At 34.9% G+C, this 16,946-nt stretch carries 35 protein-coding genes and 1 tRNA gene; all 36 read left to right on the top strand.

Features of this window, described 5'->3' with window-relative positions; genetic code table 11:
• Positions 1-3 precede the first annotated feature (3 nt).
• The 36 genes from H8S37_RS04300 (at position 4) to H8S37_RS04130 (ending at position 16,946) form a co-directional block, all read left to right on the top strand.
• The gene (locus H8S37_RS04300) at positions 4-225 is read left to right on the top strand and encodes a hypothetical protein (protein ID WP_186874788.1); all 222 of its coding nucleotides are present in this window, start codon (positions 4-6) and stop codon (positions 223-225) included.
• Positions 226-351: 126 nt separating this feature from the next.
• Positions 352-1,338 carry a site-specific integrase gene (locus H8S37_RS04295; protein WP_186874787.1) on the top strand — a complete coding sequence of 329 codons (987 nt, stop codon included), beginning with the start codon at positions 352-354 and terminating at the stop codon, positions 1,336-1,338.
• Positions 1,339-1,391: 53 nt separating this feature from the next.
• A complete protein-coding gene (locus H8S37_RS04290; protein ID WP_186874786.1) occupies positions 1,392-1,622 on the top strand; it encodes a hypothetical protein in 231 nt (76 codons plus the stop codon).
• Positions 1,623-1,633: 11 nt separating this feature from the next.
• Positions 1,634-1,903 (top strand): hypothetical protein, encoded by a 270-nt coding sequence (locus H8S37_RS04285; RefSeq protein WP_186874785.1) that lies wholly within the window; start codon positions 1,634-1,636, stop codon positions 1,901-1,903.
• Between the two features lie 84 nt (positions 1,904-1,987).
• The gene (locus H8S37_RS04280) at positions 1,988-2,347 is read left to right on the top strand and encodes a type II toxin-antitoxin system PemK/MazF family toxin (protein ID WP_186874784.1); all 360 of its coding nucleotides are present in this window, start codon (positions 1,988-1,990) and stop codon (positions 2,345-2,347) included.
• A gap of 244 nt (positions 2,348-2,591) precedes the next feature.
• Positions 2,592-2,663: transfer RNA gene (locus H8S37_RS04275), tRNA-Gln, on the top strand.
• Positions 2,664-2,716: 53 nt separating this feature from the next.
• A complete protein-coding gene (locus tag H8S37_RS04270) occupies positions 2,717-3,322 on the top strand; it encodes a hypothetical protein (protein ID WP_186874783.1) in 606 nt (201 codons plus the stop codon).
• Positions 3,323-3,340: 18 nt separating this feature from the next.
• The gene (locus H8S37_RS04265) at positions 3,341-3,892 is read left to right on the top strand and encodes a sigma-70 RNA polymerase sigma factor region 4 domain-containing protein (RefSeq protein WP_186874782.1); all 552 of its coding nucleotides are present in this window, start codon (positions 3,341-3,343) and stop codon (positions 3,890-3,892) included.
• A 23-nt stretch (positions 3,893-3,915) separates the two neighbouring features.
• A complete protein-coding gene (locus H8S37_RS04260) occupies positions 3,916-4,431 on the top strand; it encodes a hypothetical protein (protein ID WP_186874781.1) in 516 nt (171 codons plus the stop codon).
• An 18-nt stretch (positions 4,432-4,449) separates the two neighbouring features.
• Positions 4,450-5,346, top strand: a complete 897-nt coding sequence (locus H8S37_RS04255) for a hypothetical protein (RefSeq protein WP_186874780.1) — start codon at positions 4,450-4,452, stop codon at positions 5,344-5,346.
• Between the two features lie 147 nt (positions 5,347-5,493).
• On the top strand, positions 5,494-6,282 hold the full coding sequence (locus H8S37_RS04250; RefSeq protein WP_186874779.1) for a hypothetical protein: 789 nt from the start codon (positions 5,494-5,496) through the stop codon (positions 6,280-6,282).
• A gap of 75 nt (positions 6,283-6,357) precedes the next feature.
• A complete protein-coding gene (locus H8S37_RS04245) occupies positions 6,358-6,609 on the top strand; it encodes a hypothetical protein (RefSeq protein WP_186874778.1) in 252 nt (83 codons plus the stop codon).
• A 2-nt stretch (positions 6,610-6,611) separates the two neighbouring features.
• A complete protein-coding gene (locus H8S37_RS04240) occupies positions 6,612-6,884 on the top strand; it encodes a hypothetical protein (RefSeq protein ID WP_186874777.1) in 273 nt (90 codons plus the stop codon).
• A complete protein-coding gene (locus H8S37_RS04235; protein ID WP_186874776.1) occupies positions 6,881-7,084 on the top strand; it encodes a hypothetical protein in 204 nt (67 codons plus the stop codon). Before H8S37_RS04240 ends, H8S37_RS04235 begins: the two co-directional genes overlap by 4 nt.
• 30 nt (positions 7,085-7,114) lie before the next feature.
• Complete coding sequence (locus tag H8S37_RS04230; RefSeq protein WP_186874775.1) at positions 7,115-7,366, top strand: Lar family restriction alleviation protein; 252 nt, start codon at positions 7,115-7,117, stop codon at positions 7,364-7,366.
• Positions 7,363-7,764, top strand: coding sequence for a hypothetical protein (locus H8S37_RS04225; protein WP_186874774.1), 402 nt, complete (start codon positions 7,363-7,365; stop codon positions 7,762-7,764). Before H8S37_RS04230 ends, H8S37_RS04225 begins: the two co-directional genes overlap by 4 nt.
• 3 nt (positions 7,765-7,767) lie before the next feature.
• A complete protein-coding gene (locus H8S37_RS04220; RefSeq protein ID WP_186874773.1) occupies positions 7,768-8,001 on the top strand; it encodes a hypothetical protein in 234 nt (77 codons plus the stop codon).
• Positions 8,002-8,004: 3 nt separating this feature from the next.
• Positions 8,005-8,721, top strand: a complete 717-nt coding sequence (locus H8S37_RS04215; protein WP_186874772.1) for a hypothetical protein — start codon at positions 8,005-8,007, stop codon at positions 8,719-8,721.
• A gap of 3 nt (positions 8,722-8,724) precedes the next feature.
• Positions 8,725-9,051: a hypothetical protein gene (locus H8S37_RS04210; protein ID WP_186874771.1), complete on the top strand. Its 327-nt coding sequence runs from the start codon at positions 8,725-8,727 to the stop codon at positions 9,049-9,051.
• Positions 9,048-9,287, top strand: a complete 240-nt coding sequence (locus tag H8S37_RS04205; RefSeq protein WP_186874770.1) for a hypothetical protein — start codon at positions 9,048-9,050, stop codon at positions 9,285-9,287. The genes H8S37_RS04210 and H8S37_RS04205 overlap by 4 nt, the downstream gene beginning before the upstream one ends.
• The gene (locus H8S37_RS04200) at positions 9,287-9,535 is read left to right on the top strand and encodes a hypothetical protein (protein ID WP_186874769.1); all 249 of its coding nucleotides are present in this window, start codon (positions 9,287-9,289) and stop codon (positions 9,533-9,535) included. Before H8S37_RS04205 ends, H8S37_RS04200 begins: the two co-directional genes overlap by 1 nt.
• A 38-nt stretch (positions 9,536-9,573) precedes the next feature.
• Complete coding sequence (locus H8S37_RS04195; RefSeq protein ID WP_186874768.1) at positions 9,574-9,801, top strand: hypothetical protein; 228 nt, start codon at positions 9,574-9,576, stop codon at positions 9,799-9,801.
• The gene (locus H8S37_RS04190) at positions 9,791-9,991 is read left to right on the top strand and encodes a hypothetical protein (RefSeq protein ID WP_186874767.1); all 201 of its coding nucleotides are present in this window, start codon (positions 9,791-9,793) and stop codon (positions 9,989-9,991) included. Before H8S37_RS04195 ends, H8S37_RS04190 begins: the two co-directional genes overlap by 11 nt.
• Positions 9,992-9,993: 2 nt before the next feature.
• On the top strand, positions 9,994-10,527 hold the full coding sequence (locus H8S37_RS04185) for a hypothetical protein (RefSeq protein ID WP_186874766.1): 534 nt from the start codon (positions 9,994-9,996) through the stop codon (positions 10,525-10,527).
• On the top strand, positions 10,528-10,779 hold the full coding sequence (locus H8S37_RS04180; protein ID WP_186874765.1) for a hypothetical protein: 252 nt from the start codon (positions 10,528-10,530) through the stop codon (positions 10,777-10,779).
• Positions 10,772-10,987 (top strand): hypothetical protein, encoded by a 216-nt coding sequence (locus tag H8S37_RS04175; RefSeq protein ID WP_186874764.1) that lies wholly within the window; start codon positions 10,772-10,774, stop codon positions 10,985-10,987. The genes H8S37_RS04180 and H8S37_RS04175 overlap by 8 nt, the downstream gene beginning before the upstream one ends.
• Positions 10,953-11,435, top strand: coding sequence for a YopX family protein (locus H8S37_RS04170; protein WP_243207060.1), 483 nt, complete (start codon positions 10,953-10,955; stop codon positions 11,433-11,435). The genes H8S37_RS04175 and H8S37_RS04170 overlap by 35 nt, the downstream gene beginning before the upstream one ends.
• A gap of 339 nt (positions 11,436-11,774) precedes the next feature.
• On the top strand, positions 11,775-12,032 hold the full coding sequence (locus H8S37_RS04165) for a Lar family restriction alleviation protein (protein ID WP_186874762.1): 258 nt from the start codon (positions 11,775-11,777) through the stop codon (positions 12,030-12,032).
• Complete coding sequence (locus tag H8S37_RS04160) at positions 12,025-12,201, top strand: hypothetical protein (protein ID WP_186874761.1); 177 nt, start codon at positions 12,025-12,027, stop codon at positions 12,199-12,201. The genes H8S37_RS04165 and H8S37_RS04160 overlap by 8 nt, the downstream gene beginning before the upstream one ends.
• 15 nt (positions 12,202-12,216) lie before the next feature.
• Positions 12,217-12,345, top strand: a complete 129-nt coding sequence (locus H8S37_RS17385) for a hypothetical protein (protein WP_279287347.1) — start codon at positions 12,217-12,219, stop codon at positions 12,343-12,345.
• Positions 12,342-12,530, top strand: coding sequence for a hypothetical protein (locus H8S37_RS04155; RefSeq protein WP_186874760.1), 189 nt, complete (start codon positions 12,342-12,344; stop codon positions 12,528-12,530). Before H8S37_RS17385 ends, H8S37_RS04155 begins: the two co-directional genes overlap by 4 nt.
• 242 nt (positions 12,531-12,772) lie before the next feature.
• Positions 12,773-13,369, top strand: a complete 597-nt coding sequence (locus H8S37_RS04150) for a hypothetical protein (protein ID WP_186874759.1) — start codon at positions 12,773-12,775, stop codon at positions 13,367-13,369.
• A gap of 3 nt (positions 13,370-13,372) precedes the next feature.
• On the top strand, positions 13,373-14,251 hold the full coding sequence (locus tag H8S37_RS04145; RefSeq protein ID WP_186874758.1) for a VWA domain-containing protein: 879 nt from the start codon (positions 13,373-13,375) through the stop codon (positions 14,249-14,251).
• A 19-nt stretch (positions 14,252-14,270) separates the two neighbouring features.
• Positions 14,271-15,464, top strand: coding sequence for an adenylosuccinate synthetase (locus H8S37_RS04140; RefSeq protein ID WP_186874757.1), 1,194 nt, complete (start codon positions 14,271-14,273; stop codon positions 15,462-15,464).
• A gap of 123 nt (positions 15,465-15,587) precedes the next feature.
• On the top strand, positions 15,588-16,058 hold the full coding sequence (locus tag H8S37_RS04135) for a DUF7448 domain-containing protein (RefSeq protein WP_186874756.1): 471 nt from the start codon (positions 15,588-15,590) through the stop codon (positions 16,056-16,058).
• A gap of 141 nt (positions 16,059-16,199) precedes the next feature.
• Positions 16,200-16,946 carry a metallophosphoesterase family protein gene (locus H8S37_RS04130; RefSeq protein WP_186874755.1) on the top strand — a complete coding sequence of 249 codons (747 nt, stop codon included), beginning with the start codon at positions 16,200-16,202 and terminating at the stop codon, positions 16,944-16,946.

Raw genomic sequence — 16,946 nt, 5'->3', positions numbered from 1 at the left:
ATTATGGAGAGATCATGGCATTATTTTATTGTTTTAAATGATAAAGAACGATTAGGAAGTTTGGTTGAAGATGCTGAAGTGCCAGAAGATGGATTGCCGATTTGTGTTGACTTGAATGTGGCGATATCTTTTCCAACTCCCGAAGAATTAAATGAATGGGTAAAAGATAATACGTCGTTGTCTTTAAGCGCTGGAGATTATCATATTGAAGGACATTATTTGTAAAACAAATAAACAAAGTATCTTATTATTACATATCTAAAATTATGATTTGAAAAGCATTGGAAAGCCAGTGCTTTTTTCTTTGCGCAATATGCAAAATAGAGAAAGGGATAAACAGGAGGTGGCAATATGTATAAAGATGAAGTTAGAAAAAAAGAAAATGAGCAGTTAAACAGGAAATTTGAAGAAGCTAAGATACCGGAATTTATTACACGCTTTTTTATTCGATTAAATAGCACTAAATCAAAACGTGATTATTATACTACGATTAGGGATTTTTTAAATGATTGTATTGCTCGTAAAATTATTAAAAAATTGAACATTTCAGATATTGAACCAGGAGACATGATGGAAGTAGAAGCTGAAGATATTAAACAATATCTTACGGATTTAGAAGAGAAAAGAGGATACAGTCCTACATCAGTGGAAGTATATAAGAATCGTTTGCAAAGTTTTTGGGGATATTTAGTAGATACAAATAAATGTCCAGTTATAACAAATGTTGTATCAAAATCTGGATACAAAGGGATTTCTGGAAATATTAATATTGCGGTTGTGCCTGATGTTGCAGAATTAAATTTAATTGAAGAAAAAATGTCTAAGAAAAAAGATGAAATGGTAAGAGAGCGAAATTTATCTATCTTTAATTTATTAAAGGGAACTGGAATTAGGGAAACTGAACTTGCTAATCTTGACTTAGATGATGTTTTTTTAAATGGTGATGATAATGAGAAACGTGCATTCATTCTGATATTAGGTAAGGGGAAGAATCGTGAGTGTGAAAAAAGACGTGTGTTACTAACTGGAAAGTCCGTTAAAGCAATTGAGCGTTGGCTAGAAATAAGGAATAAGATTCCATATATCAATGAAGAGTCGAAAAATGCATTATATATTACCAGGCGTGGTGGACGTGTAACGGAAGGAACTATCAAGGATATATTTAAAACATATGGCAATGGGATTACGCCACATATGTTGCGACACTGGTATGCTTCTACAATGTCAAAAAATTTTGGTGCAGTCTTTGCACAGCAACAGATGGGACAATCTAGTGTAGATACAACGAAAAAGTGGTATATTCAAGGAAGCTATGGGATAGATTTGAGTGAAATCTAATACAGTATATGGTATAATATCTTCTATAATATATAGAAGGAGAGACTAAATTAATGCGCGAAATGGATTTTACTACTGAAAATATAGATTGCTGTGAAATAGGAGATATTATGGAGGTTACTGAATATAAATTGCCGGCAAGCTATTGGTATCTTTTAGAAAATTCATATGGAGCAAGTGGCAATTATAAAAATGCTGAAAGACTTAAATCTAAATTCGGTAAGGTTGTTCGGAAATGGAAAGACAAGAAGTTTAACTATATAACATTGGAATTTGATGAATAGGAGATGATATAATGTTTAAGAAAGATGATATATGCTATATTCTTGAAAACAACATGAATGTAAGAAAGGCACGTGTTTCCGCAAGACAAGGAAAATTCTATGTGATACAATTGGTAGGATCGTGTGGAGCAATTAGATTGCCGGAATCCAGACTATTTAAAACAGAACAAGAAGCATGGGATAGTCAAAAAAGAGAGCCGGTTCATGTTTCGAATGATTATGGTTATATTGATGTATTCAATGGTAAAAGAACAAATCGTGCGCCAAAACGAGATATTTAAAAAATAATGTAAGAATGATGCTGGAGCATTGTCCCCTCATCATTCTTTTTTTGTATAGAAATAGATGAAAGGAGGATTCGATTAGTGAAACAAACCTTAAAGCAATATGATGTTGTAATCGTAGATTTTGGGAAAGATGTAATCGATTCTGAACAGGGTGGTAAACGCCCAGCGGTTATTATACAAAATAATATTGGAAATTTATATAGTCCAACAACGTTAGTTATGCCATTAAGTACAAAAAATAAGAATCCGAATCAACCTACGCATACTCTAATTAGAAAAGATAATGATAACAAATTGGATAGGGACTCAATAGTTCTTGGTGAATGTTTACGACAGATTTCTAAAAAGAGAATACTAAAGCATATAGGATATATATCAGATTATTCTAACCAAAAAAATATCAAGAAAGTATATGATGCAAATTTTCAGATTAGATAATAAAATAGAACATACGTTTTGAATTGGATTGACTAGAACATTTGTTTGTGATAACATGTAAACATAAAAAAAGAGAAGACGTATTTTGTCACTGGTGTTGCCGCACCTAAAAATATGTCTTCTCAAACACAACATAATTGCAGAAACAACTATGCATATTATATATTACACATTTTCGAGATATTGTTCAAGCGTTTCTGCAAAATTTTCAAATTTTTTAACAATTAAATATAGAAATATGTAATGAGCTATTGCCAAAAGGTAAGGCACATGACTTTGATTCATGTATTTATCGGTTCGAATCCGATTAGCTCAATTGGGATTTTGCGACCATTTTTACGAAATTATGTATGAAAGAAGGGATATTTTATGGATTATGCTATATGTAATCAACAAAAAGATGTGTATATCAAACTCAAAGATGGGAAAGTGGAGACATGTCCAAAAAATCAAATGCAAAGATTTGAATATTCAAAAGCAAAAAACTTAGTTGATAATTTGCCAAAAACGTTAAAACGATTTCATTTCACGGTTATTCCGATACCTGAAATTTCTTCGGCAGAAAGAAAAGCAAAGAACGAAAATAAAATAATTGTTTGTAAAGACTATCAGGTTCCCCAATCTGTTACAGAATGGATGAAAAAAGTAGAAGGATTAAATATGTTAGCAATTGACGCAAACAAGCGGAAAAATCAATTGCTTGCGAATTTATCTAATGTAGATAAACAACTCAGTAATTGTTTACATGATATTGAACTAGATAAAAATAAAAATGCATGTGCTGGTTATATGTCGTATAAAACAGTCAGAGAGATTATGAAAAGGAGAAGAAGTATTAAAGATGAATTAAGTGTAGTGCAATCATTGTTAGATTTAAACTTGGCTGGTATCGCTGAAAATAAATTGCAGAAAACAGTACAACGTTTAGAGGAAAGAACATTTAATATTCGGGATGTGGATGAGATTTTACTTTAGGTCAATGTGGAGGATAATATGGATTATACAGAGATTTATTACAAAAACAATGCGAAAAAATTACATAAGTTAGTAGATCAAATATTAAAGAAATTCGGTGGGATTAGTCAAAAAGATATGGATGATTTTTATTCATTGGCCAATGAAGTATTTGTTGATGTACTAAAAAGATATGATAGAGAACAAAAATTCGAAGCTTTTTTATATTCATGTCTATATAAAAAGATTATGACAGAAATAACAAGAAGAAATAGGCAGAAAAGAAAAGCGGATAGAATTGCATGCTCAATTGATCAAACAATTTGTGTGACGGAAGGTAAAGATATTAGTTTAGTAGAGATGATACAAGATAATAAAACATTAGAAAACGATATATTTGAGCAAATGTATAGTGACAATATCGCAGCTTATATGGAAAAATTGTCTACTACACAACAGGCAGTATTAAGATTGCTGGTATATCAATATAAACCTAATGAGATATTAAATCAACTTAAAATAACAAGAAAAGAATATGTGAATTGTTTGCAAGTCATCAAATCGTATGAAAATATACGAATATTAATGTAAGAAATAGTAGGAGGAAGAAAACAATGGATATAAAGGTAAAAGAGATTAATGTACCTGTGAGTGCATATTTAGCTGATGTTAAAGGTGGAGACATTAGTGAGAATCAGGATGTACAACGTAAATTTTGTGCAGATAATTCATTTGTAGATGGAATTGCCGTAACGTTACTAAATGGTGGGTATCTTCCTCCAATTGTTCTTGGAGAAATCCCATATACAGATGGTATTGTACAGCAATATATTGTGGATGGCATGCAACGAACAGCGGCTATGCGTATTATTCGTTACGGAAATCATAAATTTTCGAGAACGATGGAAGATGCAGAAATTGAATATCAAGAAAAGAAGCGTGATGAACATGGAAAGGTTATGAAACAGGAAGATGGAAGTATCGAATGGGAAAGGAAGATCTTCAAGCTAAGTGGAAAAACTTTTGACGAGCTTCCAAATGAATTAAAAAAGCGATTCGATATGTTTCAAGTACGTATTGTCATTCATCCTAATTGTGCAATGAAGGAGATTAGCAAATTAGTTAGATGATATAACAATCATAAAGGTATGAATACAAATCAGAAAGCCTTGACATATCTTGACATACATGCAAGAGAAGTTAAAAATATTGCCAATTCAAAATTTTTCCTTGATACTATACACCCATCATCATCTGAACCAAAAAACGGAACGTATGAAAGAATTGTATGTGAATCAGTAATGGCAACATTCCATTTAGACAATTGGACAAGCACTGCAAGGAATATGTATAAATATTTGAACAATAAACAGTACGAAGATGAATTTAAGAAGATATCAGAATATATGAATCGTATTGAAACGGTATGCGCAAATAAATACCAAGATATTTTTATAAGCAAAAATATATATGCATGGATCGCTACTTTTGATTATTTTACTACTTTTAACTTAGACGATGCGAGGTTCTTAGAGTTTCTGGATGCATTTAAAGAAGAGTTAATTAATAAGCCTGTAGATGGATTGAAATTTGAGGACACAGAATTAAATGCAGAAAATGAAAAACGTCGTGGTACAAAAGATAAAATCGTTGTTACAACAAAAATATCCATATTAAAAACATTAATGAAAGAGTTCTTTCATAAAGATGATGAACCTGAAGAAGAATTAATATCTGATTATGATTTCGTACGGGAAGTATTAGATTATGATTTACGAGATGACCAGATTGAATTTTGCGAAGAACTATTGGATGACCTAACGATTAACGTAGACAATAATTCTAAATTAATGGATGAAAAAAATAGAAAATCATTATTAGCAATAGTTACATATGCTACAGAAAATGATATGGATTTAGATGATTGGATTGTAGACTACTTTAAGAGAAATCATATCTACATGAATGACCAGAGACAAAATTTTAGAATTATGAAACAAGATGTAGAAAACTATATGCGACAAAAGGAGAAGATAGCTGTATGAAAATGATTTTGTTGAGGGATAAAGGCGGGTAAAGTATGAGAAATATTATGCTATATGTAAATCTAACAGAAGCAATTGGTATTTAGTGGCTAAAAAATGAACTTGTAATTAAAAAATTTTGGATTTAAGAAAAGGAGAATAATAATTATGTGTAATTTTTTATCAGGTATTATCTTTAAAAACGAAGTGTATCTTGCGCCGATGTATAATCAGAGTCATTCAGCGTTACTAAGAAAATTAAATGTGAGAGACAGCTTTATTGTAAAGGCAAATTGGGTAAAGGTAGAGTTGATTCCACATGAAAATAATCTTCTTTCTGATATTACAAAATGGAAATACATAGTTGACCAAGATATTATTCCGGAATGGTATGAAGAGAAAAAAGAGAAATATGAATCAGATTTTCGTAACACTGCAAAAAGATGGGTAAAACAAAATATTGTTGAGATATGTGGACAACCATGTACGAAACTTAAAACAGAGAATGGTAATACATATCTTCATACATGCTATCCATTGTTTTATTCCGAGTTTGGTTGCACAACTAATTATGCTGAATCAAGTATTAGGGAAAGGGTTGTTAATAGCGATTTTGCTAAAGCACTTGAAGAAAAATATGGAGAAAATCTGGTTCCTGTATCAATTGATTTAACATCTCTTGATGGGTTAAAAGATTACGGCATTTTAAACGAAGATATTTTAGGAATTCCAGACATTAATTTATATAGGGAATGCAGAGAAAATATTTTTGTTGGTAATTCTTGGTGGTGGCTTGTAACACCAAATTCAACGCCGGCAGTCTATGATTCTTCTTTTGTCCAGTATGTCGACTACGGTGGCCGCGTGAGCTGCAACGGTTGTGGGTATGACGGCGGGGGCGTGCGTCCGTTTTTTATCCTTCCATCTTCAATTTTTGTATTTCCTGATGCAAAGTAAATCATAGTCAGTAAACCAGGCGAGGGGCGTAAGTCCCTTGCCGAAAGCTGGAACAAGCGACTGAAAGGAGCGAAGATGGACAAGCTGATTAATATTGATGATGAAAGATTATGGAATATTCTGCATGATGAAGCGTGTGTCGAAGGACAACAGGCTGACAGAATTTATAAGGCGTTGGAGGATATTGCCAAGTCAGTCGCTTTTGACAAGGAAAAGGTGATTGAGGAATTGGAAGAAGCAGGTCAAGCATGTAATGAATGTGATGATACCTGTGGGGTAGAAGCTATAGAATATGCAATAGAAATTGTCGAGAAGGGAGGGATTTAAGCATGGGAGAAATCAAAATAAAAGTTGAGCATTTAGTATCTCCTGAAATTGACACTTGCACATATGGAGGAGATTTCTGGGGGAAGGATGTGTGCCAATATCATACGCATAGAAATAGGACACATGGCAGAAAAGCACAAATGGAACGGAACGTACCGAAATGTGCGCTGTTTAACGTGTGGTTAGATAAATCGTATAAAAAATGCGCTGAATGCCAAAAGGCTTGTAAAGAAGCGTGGAACAAACGAGCAGGAGAGGACGGTGCAGAGGAATGACTGATAAAGAAAGAAGAATGACATACAAGAATTTTATATCTGGAAAGCCAGAAAAAAGTGGAAATTATGTAGTAAAAAACAAATACGGAATGGTTGGAACGGACGATTATACAATTTCGGGCGGCGGTCATTGGTGGAACGAATCGAACGATGGAACTACATTATATGACCCTACATCATTTAAAGAGTTGGGAGCATGATATATATAACGAGAAAGGCGGTGTTTAAGCATGGGAGAAATTAAATTAAAGCCGTGTCCGATATGCGGAACAGATGTATACTCCGAATTTAAGCATATTGGAAGTAATTGTACGACTGCAATATATGACTTGCGAATTAAATGTAATAACTCTAATTGCGGGTTGGTAAAACATCACAGGGTGGAATTAGACAATGAAGCGTTTGACATTGTTTTAAAAGAAATTAAATTTGCAGTGGACGATTGGAATCAACGGGCAGGAGAGGACGGTGCAGAGGAATGACAGAGAAAGAAGCGATTGAAATATTAGAGAATCGTACAAAGTATTATATACAAGCGCAAGACATAGTTGCATTTGGCATGGCAATCAAAGCTTTAAAGGAAATCCAGCAGTACAGGGGAATTGGAACGGCGGAAGAGTGCAGGGAGGCGGTGGAGAAGCAGAAAGCGAAGAAGCCTGACTATGAAGGAGACGGTTACGATAATAAAGGCGAATTAGTATATGACACATGGATTTGTCCGTGCTGTAGTGAAAGATACGAAGTAGATTATGACGATTATGAACATTGTCCGAAATGCGGACAGGAGATAGATTGGAGTGAGGAAGATGAGATGAAATCACAGGAAAGCCCGGACGGAAAACGTCTGAGGGAACGGGAAGAGTTCTTTAAGGAGGGGTAAAAGATGAATCTACTTGACGGCTTCAAAGACAATTCAGGGAATACAAACATAGAATATGTGGTTGCATATTGGAACAAGGTGAGGGGGATATGGTTTCCACGAGGAACATATGAAGAAATTGAAAAGGCAGAGGAGTGTTACGCTCAATACAGGAAAATGAACCCAACTGCTACATTCGCAATATTTGAGCATATAAAGAGCGAAACTATAGTGCAGATATGCGCAGCGGAGGAATAAAACATGAACAGAATAAAGTCGATATTATTTAACACCGACATGGTTCGGGCGAGTTTGGACGGGAGAAAGTCGGTTATAAGGCGAGTGATTAAACCTCAGCCTATATACAGCGTACAAGACGGATTTAGTTGGAAAGGTTTTGCTTATGGAACGGACTTGCCTTCAACAGTTAAAGGGGCAGCACACAATTTTGTATGTGCGTGTCCATACAAGCCGGGAGATATTTTGTATGTGCGTGAAACGTGGAATTACGGATATATTGAGTGTTCGGATATTTCAGACAGTAGCGAGGTTTGGTTTGAACCTGTTTACAAAAGTGATGGACATGGAAGTTATATTGAAGCGTTAAGCCATTATTTTTACAAGGCAGACGAAGATGCACCCGGTTCGGATATTGGAATGGTCTGGCGTCCATCAATCTACATGCCAAAAGAAGCCGCCCGTATCTGGCTGAAAGTTACGGATGTGAGAGTGGAACAGTTGCAGGATATAACGAACAAAGATGTTGAAAAAGAGGGCGTTGAAAAGAAGTGTATTGATAGCTATATACGGCAAATGCCTTATGAAACAGAAGAATACATTAGACTTGCTCACATTATTGCTCTTCAAGATATATGGGACTCCACCATCAAAAAGAAAGACTTGCAGCTCTATGGTTGGAACGCAAATCCGTGGGTATGGGTAATAGAGTTTGAGCAGTGCGAGAAACCGGAGGAATAGATAATGAAATTGATGATAATATGGCTTAGAAAAGACGGAATGTGCAGAACTTGGACAAACGCAGAACCGCATGAACACGCTTGCATGGCATTGACTACATATACCGATTCGACTAAGCGGTTGAGTAAGATATGGAAGTGTTCAACACAGGAAGTAGTGGGGAGGATAAACAGAATGTTAAATAAAAAGAAAAATCAGACCAACGCCGACAGAATCAGGAGCATGACGGATGAGGAACTGGCGGAATATATAGCTGGTATATGCACTTACGGATTTGGTAAAGAGAGATTTTTGAAATACCTGAAAAGCCCGGCAGAAAGTGAGAAATGAATATGATGTCTTATGACAGCGAAAGCGGGAGTTTTCCGTTTTCAAAAAATGAATTAAATATTTTAAATATGATTGCATGTGAAAGACTTGGCGAAATGAGGAACGATTTTGAGAACAAAGACCCGCACAAGTTTGTTGAGTTATGCCAAATAGAAGCAAAATTATCGGCGTACATTTTTGCGATGAATAATAAGGGGATTGCAAGTGAAGTGTATGAAAGCGAGGAGGCGGACTAATGGCAAAAGGAACTGTTGTGGTAGATGATATACCTGTAATATGCGCTGAGTGCAGGAGGGCGTCAATCAAAGGAGATAACTTGTTTTGTGAGGAGAAACAGAGAACGATTTATAATGCAAAGCCAGATTGGTGTCCGATAAAGCCAATACCGCAAAGAAAGGATTACAGAGGGCCGGAGGCGCTAGACGGAATGTTTATGAGTACGAGAGCAAGACAAGCTATTGATAAAGCAGGGAAAATTGGTTGAAACGCCTGCGTTGATGAAATTCTGGAGAAGGAGTGAAAATGATTTTTTATTCAGACAGCGGAAAGCGTGCTGTAAAGAAAACAGTTGTTGTACTTAAAATTTCTATGAGTATATATACTCCACTAATAACTTTTATAGGCGCTGTGGCTATCAAAAACGCAAGCGTGGCAATGGGGTTATTGTCAATAATAGCTTTGACAGTTCCGGTTTTTATGAAGCATATACTCATTCCTAAAATTGAAGAAGGAGATAAAAATGAAAATTAAAGCTCAAGACGGAAATGTATATGAGGCATATAACATTGAAATGAATATGTGTGTACTTAAATGTCAAAATGTAAAAGACAGAAGGAAGAAACATATACTTGGAAAATATAAGGACTTAGAACGCGCCTGTAAAGTGATGGCAGAAGCGGTATGTTGCGAGAGTGAATATTATGAAATGCCGGAGGAATGAGGATGGATAGATTAACAGAAAGAAAAACTTCCTGTTGGATAAAAACAAAATCCAAAAAGGATTATACGAATTATACACAAGATTGGGAGGCTATAAACAAACTGGCACATTATGAAGATTTGGAAGAACAGCTTAAAAAAGTGTACGGCGAATGTGACGGACTTCTTGAAACTGTCGCAAAACATCTCATAGAGCATCCAGAGGTGGAGATTGGCAATCCGCAAAAGGCGAGACTTCTGACCGACGAAGATGTAGACAAGTGGGAACGGTGGAAGGAAGCGGATAAAGAGGGGAGACTGTTGGAGTTTTTATGCTGTGTAGGAGATATTCTCTACAAACCAACACGAAATTTTATTTCAGAATATAGAGTTGTTTTCATAGAGGTATCAACGTGTAATTGTATATTTTTTCATACGAGTCTTATCGAAGGAATCAATGATACAGGAGAAATATTTAACGAAGATTGTATCGGCAAAACCGTATTCCTTACCCACGAAGAAGCCGAAGCGAAGTTGAAAGAAATGGAGAAAAAATAAATGAAAGTTTGGATAACTAAATATGCGCTGACAGATGGGATTATTGAAGCTGAATCCGATACTCAAACGCAAGATAAAGAAAAAATATTTGCCTTTTGGAATAATGATGAATTTGGTATTTTTTATCCAAAAAAAGAGGAAGTATTTTTTGACAAGCAATCCGCAATCAAGAAAGCCGAAGAAATGTGCCGAAATAAAATTGCCAGTCTGAAAAAGCAGATCGAGAAATTGGAGGGAATGAAATTTGAGTGAAGATAAAACATATTGCTGTAGAAATTGTGAGTATCTTATGTGTGAAAGAAATAAAAAACATATAGAATTGCCTATTCTGCATAGCTTTGCGAATTTTGAGGGTACGCAAGAGTGTTATAAAACTATGGACAGAGTAAAAAGTATGTTTGACGAGGAGCAAGGAGATGAAGAATTTGAGCAGAGAAATCTTATTCAAAACAAAGCGTAAGAATTGGCGGGAGTTGCCGAAAGAGGAATGGTGGGTAGAGGGATATTATTGCAAATGGCAACAAATAAGGAGACCATTGTGCATAATAGAAGAAAAAGAAGTTGATTGTATTATTACTTGGATGTCTGATGGTGGAATGTCAAGATATGAAATTGACCCCGAAACCCTCTGCCAGTACACGGGGCTGACTGACAAGAACGGTAAGCGGATTTGGGAGAATGGCATTGTAATGAGTAAAGCCTCTGAGGATGAGAGGGATTGGAAATTATGGAAAGTTGTGTTTGTGGACGGTGCATTTGTTTTTGTCCCGCTCAGATATGCTAAAAAGACAAGAAAGAAAATCAGATGTGAGGATGAATTGCTTTGTGAGGATAACATAAATTTGTATGGATTGGAATGTGTCGGCAACATTTTCGACAATACAGAATTATCAGGAGGTGCAGAGTAACATGCGGAAATACATTTGCCCGAATTGCGGATTTAGATACTCTTTCCAGACGCATAAAGATGGGAAAAGCGATCATGTAAAAATTGTGGGTGCAAACAGGTATATAGTAGCAAAGTAGTGTTAGAGTCGATAATGAGAATGAATGTGATAAAGGAGATAAGCAGGAAATGAGCAATCTTAAAATCACACAATGCAAAGGAGAGGGACAAGGAAGTTGCAAGAGGTGTACAGACAACGGTATATGGAATAGGAACTGGATGCGCTTTTTATATAAGGTAGAAGGATATGAGGGGTGCTATTGTTCGAATTGTGTCAAAGAGATAGTGCAGGAGGTGCAGAATGAGCGAGATTAAATTAAAACCGTGTCCGCATTGTAAAAATAAAAATTTGGAATTTACAGACGTACATAGTTTAGAAGAGTGTGGAAATTTTGATACAGATTTATGCCTTTGTAACAAATATGAACATCCGGGGCATTGCATATATAAAAGCGTTGTTTGTAGCGTTCAAAGAGGTGGATGTGGTGCTTCATCGGGATACTATCTGACGGAAGAAGAAGCGGCAAAAGCATGGAACAGGAGATACACAGATGAATGAAACATTAGCAATAATTGTTCTATGTGTTAATTTTTTATTTTTTATAGAGGGAATTGATACAGCGTTCACAAAAAAAGCAAATAAGGTATATAAGATAACACATATTTTATATCCGGCGATTGCAATTATTATAATGCTTTATTTTATAGCGATTGGATTATACAAATAAACAGGAAATATACTAATGAAGAAGCGAAAGAATAAGCCCGCGGCGATAAAGCTAATCCGTGCGCAGGGAGAGCAAATGCAACGGGAAAACGCGGAGAAGTGGCTGAAACGGAAAGGTGTTAAGGTGGAGGGCAATAAAATATGAATAAGTGGAACATATATGTGGCATTGCATAAATCATTTTGTAAAGAATTAGATTCGCCAGAATTTTATTTTAAGAATGTTGAAATCGAAGATACAGCAAATTATCTAACTTTATATGATGAAGACGGTACACTTGCCTTTAGATGCCACCTTAATGATGTGGCGAAGTTTGTAAAATATAAATAAGGAAGGAACAGGACTTATGAGATGGCTAATTAGCTACATACGGAGTTGCTTTTGTAAACATAAGTGGGAACTAATATTTGAGAACACTGTGTGGGATTCATCGAAAGACAAAAGGTATCCTAACAATTATACAAAAGTATATCGCTGTAAAAAATGTGGAGTTTCGAAGAAGTATAAAGCGCAATGAAACTTTACTTTCATCGGAGAATATATAAATATAAGAAATAAAAAGGAGAGAAAACATGAATACAATGCTTAACAAAATGTTCGGAAAAGTACAGCCGGGAATGTGCAAAATATCTATGAATGGAGGTATTGCGGTAAAGACAAGTGGTGGATACAAAAGTTATAACATGAAAACGGGAAGACTCACTAACTGTGACAATTTTGCTTTTGATATTGGAGAAGAGTTTTTCTTTGTAATTCCTACGAACAAAGCAGAACCAGGAGACATTATTCTCGTTAGTGGCAAACCGAAATGTGTGATTGAGTCTGAAAAAAATAAATTGACAGTGATCAATTATGAAGATTCGACGGTTGAAACAATTCTTCCAGAACGTCATGTATTTATGGGTAATACATATTTTTATGGAAAGATTGTATCAATGTTTGGAAACGACATTGTTAAAGGTAAAAAAGGCACGAATAAAATTATGCAGTATATGATGCTTTCTGAAATGATGAAAGACAATACTGGTTCTAATACATCGGGAAGCTTAAATACAGTGTTACCATTTATGATGATGGGTGGTAACATGGGTGGACTTTTTGATGGTATTTTCGATATGGACGATGATGACGATGATGAAGAATTAATCGGAGAAAGTGAGGATAAATAATTTATGGGAAGTGGAACATGGACAAGGGAAGCATATGCTACATATTCGGTAACGAAGGGAATGTCAGTTGATTCGCTTGGAGAAATAACCGGATCTTATTCTAATCAAGAAATGTTTAAATCAAGACATTTAGACGTTGCTTTAGATCCATGCAATGTGATTAGGGAGTGCTGTGATTCAGACGAGCATCCTAATACTCTCCCTGTGATTTTGGCACTGGATGTTACGGGCAGTATGGGACAGACAGCGGTAGAAGTTGCAAAAAAATTAAATACTATAATGACAGAATTATACAAGAAAGTAACAGATGTTGAATTTATGATTATGGGAATTGGTGATTTGGCTTATGACGCTTCACCAATACAGGCGTCGCAATTTGAATCAGATATTCGCATTGCTGAACAGTTAGACAAGTTATATTTTGAATTTGGTGGTGGTGGTAATAATTACGAATCATACACTGCTGCGTGGTATTTTGGAGCAAGACATACAAAACTTGATTGCTGGAACAGAGGAAAACGTGGAATTATTATCACTATGGGGGATGAGAGATTGAATCCATACCTTCCGATAAGAGGAACCCGTTCAGGACTTGAAGCCTCAACAGGTGATAAACTACAATCAGATGTTGAAACAAAAGATCTATATGAAGAGACGATTCAAAAATTTGATATCTATCATTTGGATGTTAATCATCGGTCTGGTTGGGACAGTGAGGGAATCGAAGCGTCATTCAAGGAGTATTTGGATGATAAGCATTTTCGTAGAGTTAATCTAAATAATATAGCTGATGAGATTATTGATATTATTATCTCTGCTTCTGATACATCCGATTCAAATACTGTTTTAGATATTAAGGAAGAAAATTGTATCGCATGGTAAATAGAAGGGGTGTTGTTGTATGACGAATATAAAAATTGTTATTGGTGCTAATTTTGGCGACGAGGGAAAGGGATTTATGACAGATTATTTTTCTAACCAGGCAGCTATGCAAAATGAAAATTGCATTGTTGTGTGTAGCAATGGAGAAGCGCAAAGAGGTCATACAGTAACAACTCCTGATAATATAAGGCATGTTTTCCATCATTTTGGCTCTGGAATATTTAATAATGCTCATACATATCTTTCTAAATATTTTATTTTAAATCCTATGATATTTTGCCAAGAGTGGAAAGAGCTTAATGAAATCGGATTCATTCCAAAAGTATATGTGCATCCTTTATGTAAGATTTCCACACCATTTGATATGATTTTAAATCAAATGATTGAAGAGAAGCGGTCTGAAGATAGACACGGTAGTTGTGGTGTTGGGATTTATGAAACTTTAAAACGATGTCATTATCCAAAATATAATCTTTGTCTATCACAGTTATTCGTATTAGGTAGCGATGATATACGAAATCTATTATATAGAATTAGAGATGAATACTTTTTAGAAAAGCTAAAAGAAGAAAATATAGATATCAACAAATCGGAATGGGATGAAATTGTTTATAGTATAGGATTAATTGACAGATATATAGATGATATTTATTTCATGAAGGACTGTATAAATAAGTGCGGAGATGAAATATTATGCCATTATGCCAATATTATCTTTGAAAATGGACAGGGATTGCTTCTTGACCAGAATAATGGAACATATTATCCCCATCTTACGCCAAGTAACACAGGTGTCAAAAATCCGTTAGAAATTATTGGAAATACTTTTCCAAAAGAGAAGATTAATATAGAAACATGCTATGTCACAAGAACATATATAACACGTCATGGAGTTGGACGTCTGGAGGATGAGTGTGAAAAAGCAGATATTAATAGAGATATGGTTGATTATACAAATGTCCCAAATCCACATCAAGGAACATTGAGATATGGATTCATTGATATTGAAAGATTAATACAAAGAGTATTAGAAGATTTTCAATTAATAGCAGAACAGCCATATCCTTATACAAACTGTTCACTTGCTATAACACACATGAATGAATACTTGAATGATGATGTATGGGGTATGAATTATGATTTTGATAAGACGTATTTTAGTTATGGGGAAACACGTGAGAAAGTACGGGAGAGAGAAAAAATGAAGTATTGATTGTCTTGGAGATACCAGTTATAAAATCTGAAATTCAAAAGTAATCAAGAAATGGTGTGAGTTAGGACTGTTCGTATAGATTTAAATATCTATGGAGTTGATTTCATTTGAAAAGGAGTAAATATGTTAGGTAAAATATTAAAAATTGAAGAAGTCACAAATGTTTGTCTTACTAATACCGGGACATTAAATGGTTCTGGTGGACGATTAGGTATCATGGAAATGCCTAGTGCCTTATGTACATACGAAGAATACGATGGATATAGAATTACCACTGATAAGCATGAATTCAATATCCTTATTTCGAATGGACAGAATTGTTGTGAACATTGGGGATATTTCTATTCTAATGATAATGAGCAAGATTTTGTTGGCGCGGATCTGTTAGAGGTAAATTTAACTGATAAGGAACTAAATAAAGAAGTTGTTAATAAAAGCGGCTACTATGATGATTGTGGTGGCATACAATTTGTTGATTTTGTGACTACAAAAGGGATTCTTCAGATAGCCGTATATAATGCCCATAATGGATATTATGGGCATCCGATTATCTTTGCGAAGGATAAAGAAATATTTTGTAGTGATACACTTTAAAGTAATTTGCATGTATGTGGGTGAAAATTGTTTTGATGTAAATGAATGTAAATATATTAAGTTTAAAGGCTATGATGAATACAGAGAATATATTCTTGCAACGAAGAAAATTAAAGAGGACAGAGAGGCTTAGATAAAGACATGGTTTATATAACGGGTGACACACATGGAGACTGGATGGGGAGGCTAAATAAGAGAGCATTCCCAGAACAAGATGAAATGACAAAAGACGATTACGTGATTATCTGCGGTGACTTCGGTATCTGGGATGATTCTAAGAGAGAGAAATATAATCTGGATTGGCTAGAAGATAAACTATTTACTACATTATTTGTGGACGGAAATCACGAAAATTACGACATACTTGATAATCTCCCTGTATCCGAATGGCATAACGGGAAGGTACATTTTCTCAGACCGTCAGTAATCCATTTGATGAGAGGTAAGATTTATGACATATCCGGGAAAACATTTTTCACTTTTGGTGGTGCAAGTAGCCATGATATTCGAGATGGCGTTTTAGAAATAGGCGATCCACGTATTAAAAAATGGCGATATGACTATAGTAAGCAGTTTAGAATTAATCATGTGTCATGGTGGGAAAGAGAACTGCCAAGCGAAGAGGAAATGCAAAATGGATGGGATAATCTGGAGAAATCAAATAATAAAGTTGATTTTATTGTGACACATTCTCCATGTACATCACTTTTAAGAATGATGGATAGTAATCCGACAATATATCAGACAGATAGATTAACAGACTATCTACAAAAGATTAAAGAAGCTATTGATTATAGAAAATGGTTCTTTGGACATATGCATGTAAATCAAAATTTTGATTCTGAAAAATCAATTTGTTTATATGAACAGATTATTAGAATCTTATGA

Origin of the sequence: Mediterraneibacter hominis (assembly GCF_014287475.1) — a bacterium.
GTDB classification, from domain to species: Bacteria; Bacillota; Clostridia; order Lachnospirales; family Lachnospiraceae; genus Mediterraneibacter; species Mediterraneibacter hominis.
The sequence above is the reverse complement of the archived record's forward strand: the minus strand, read 5'-3'. Positions and strand labels throughout refer to the sequence as shown.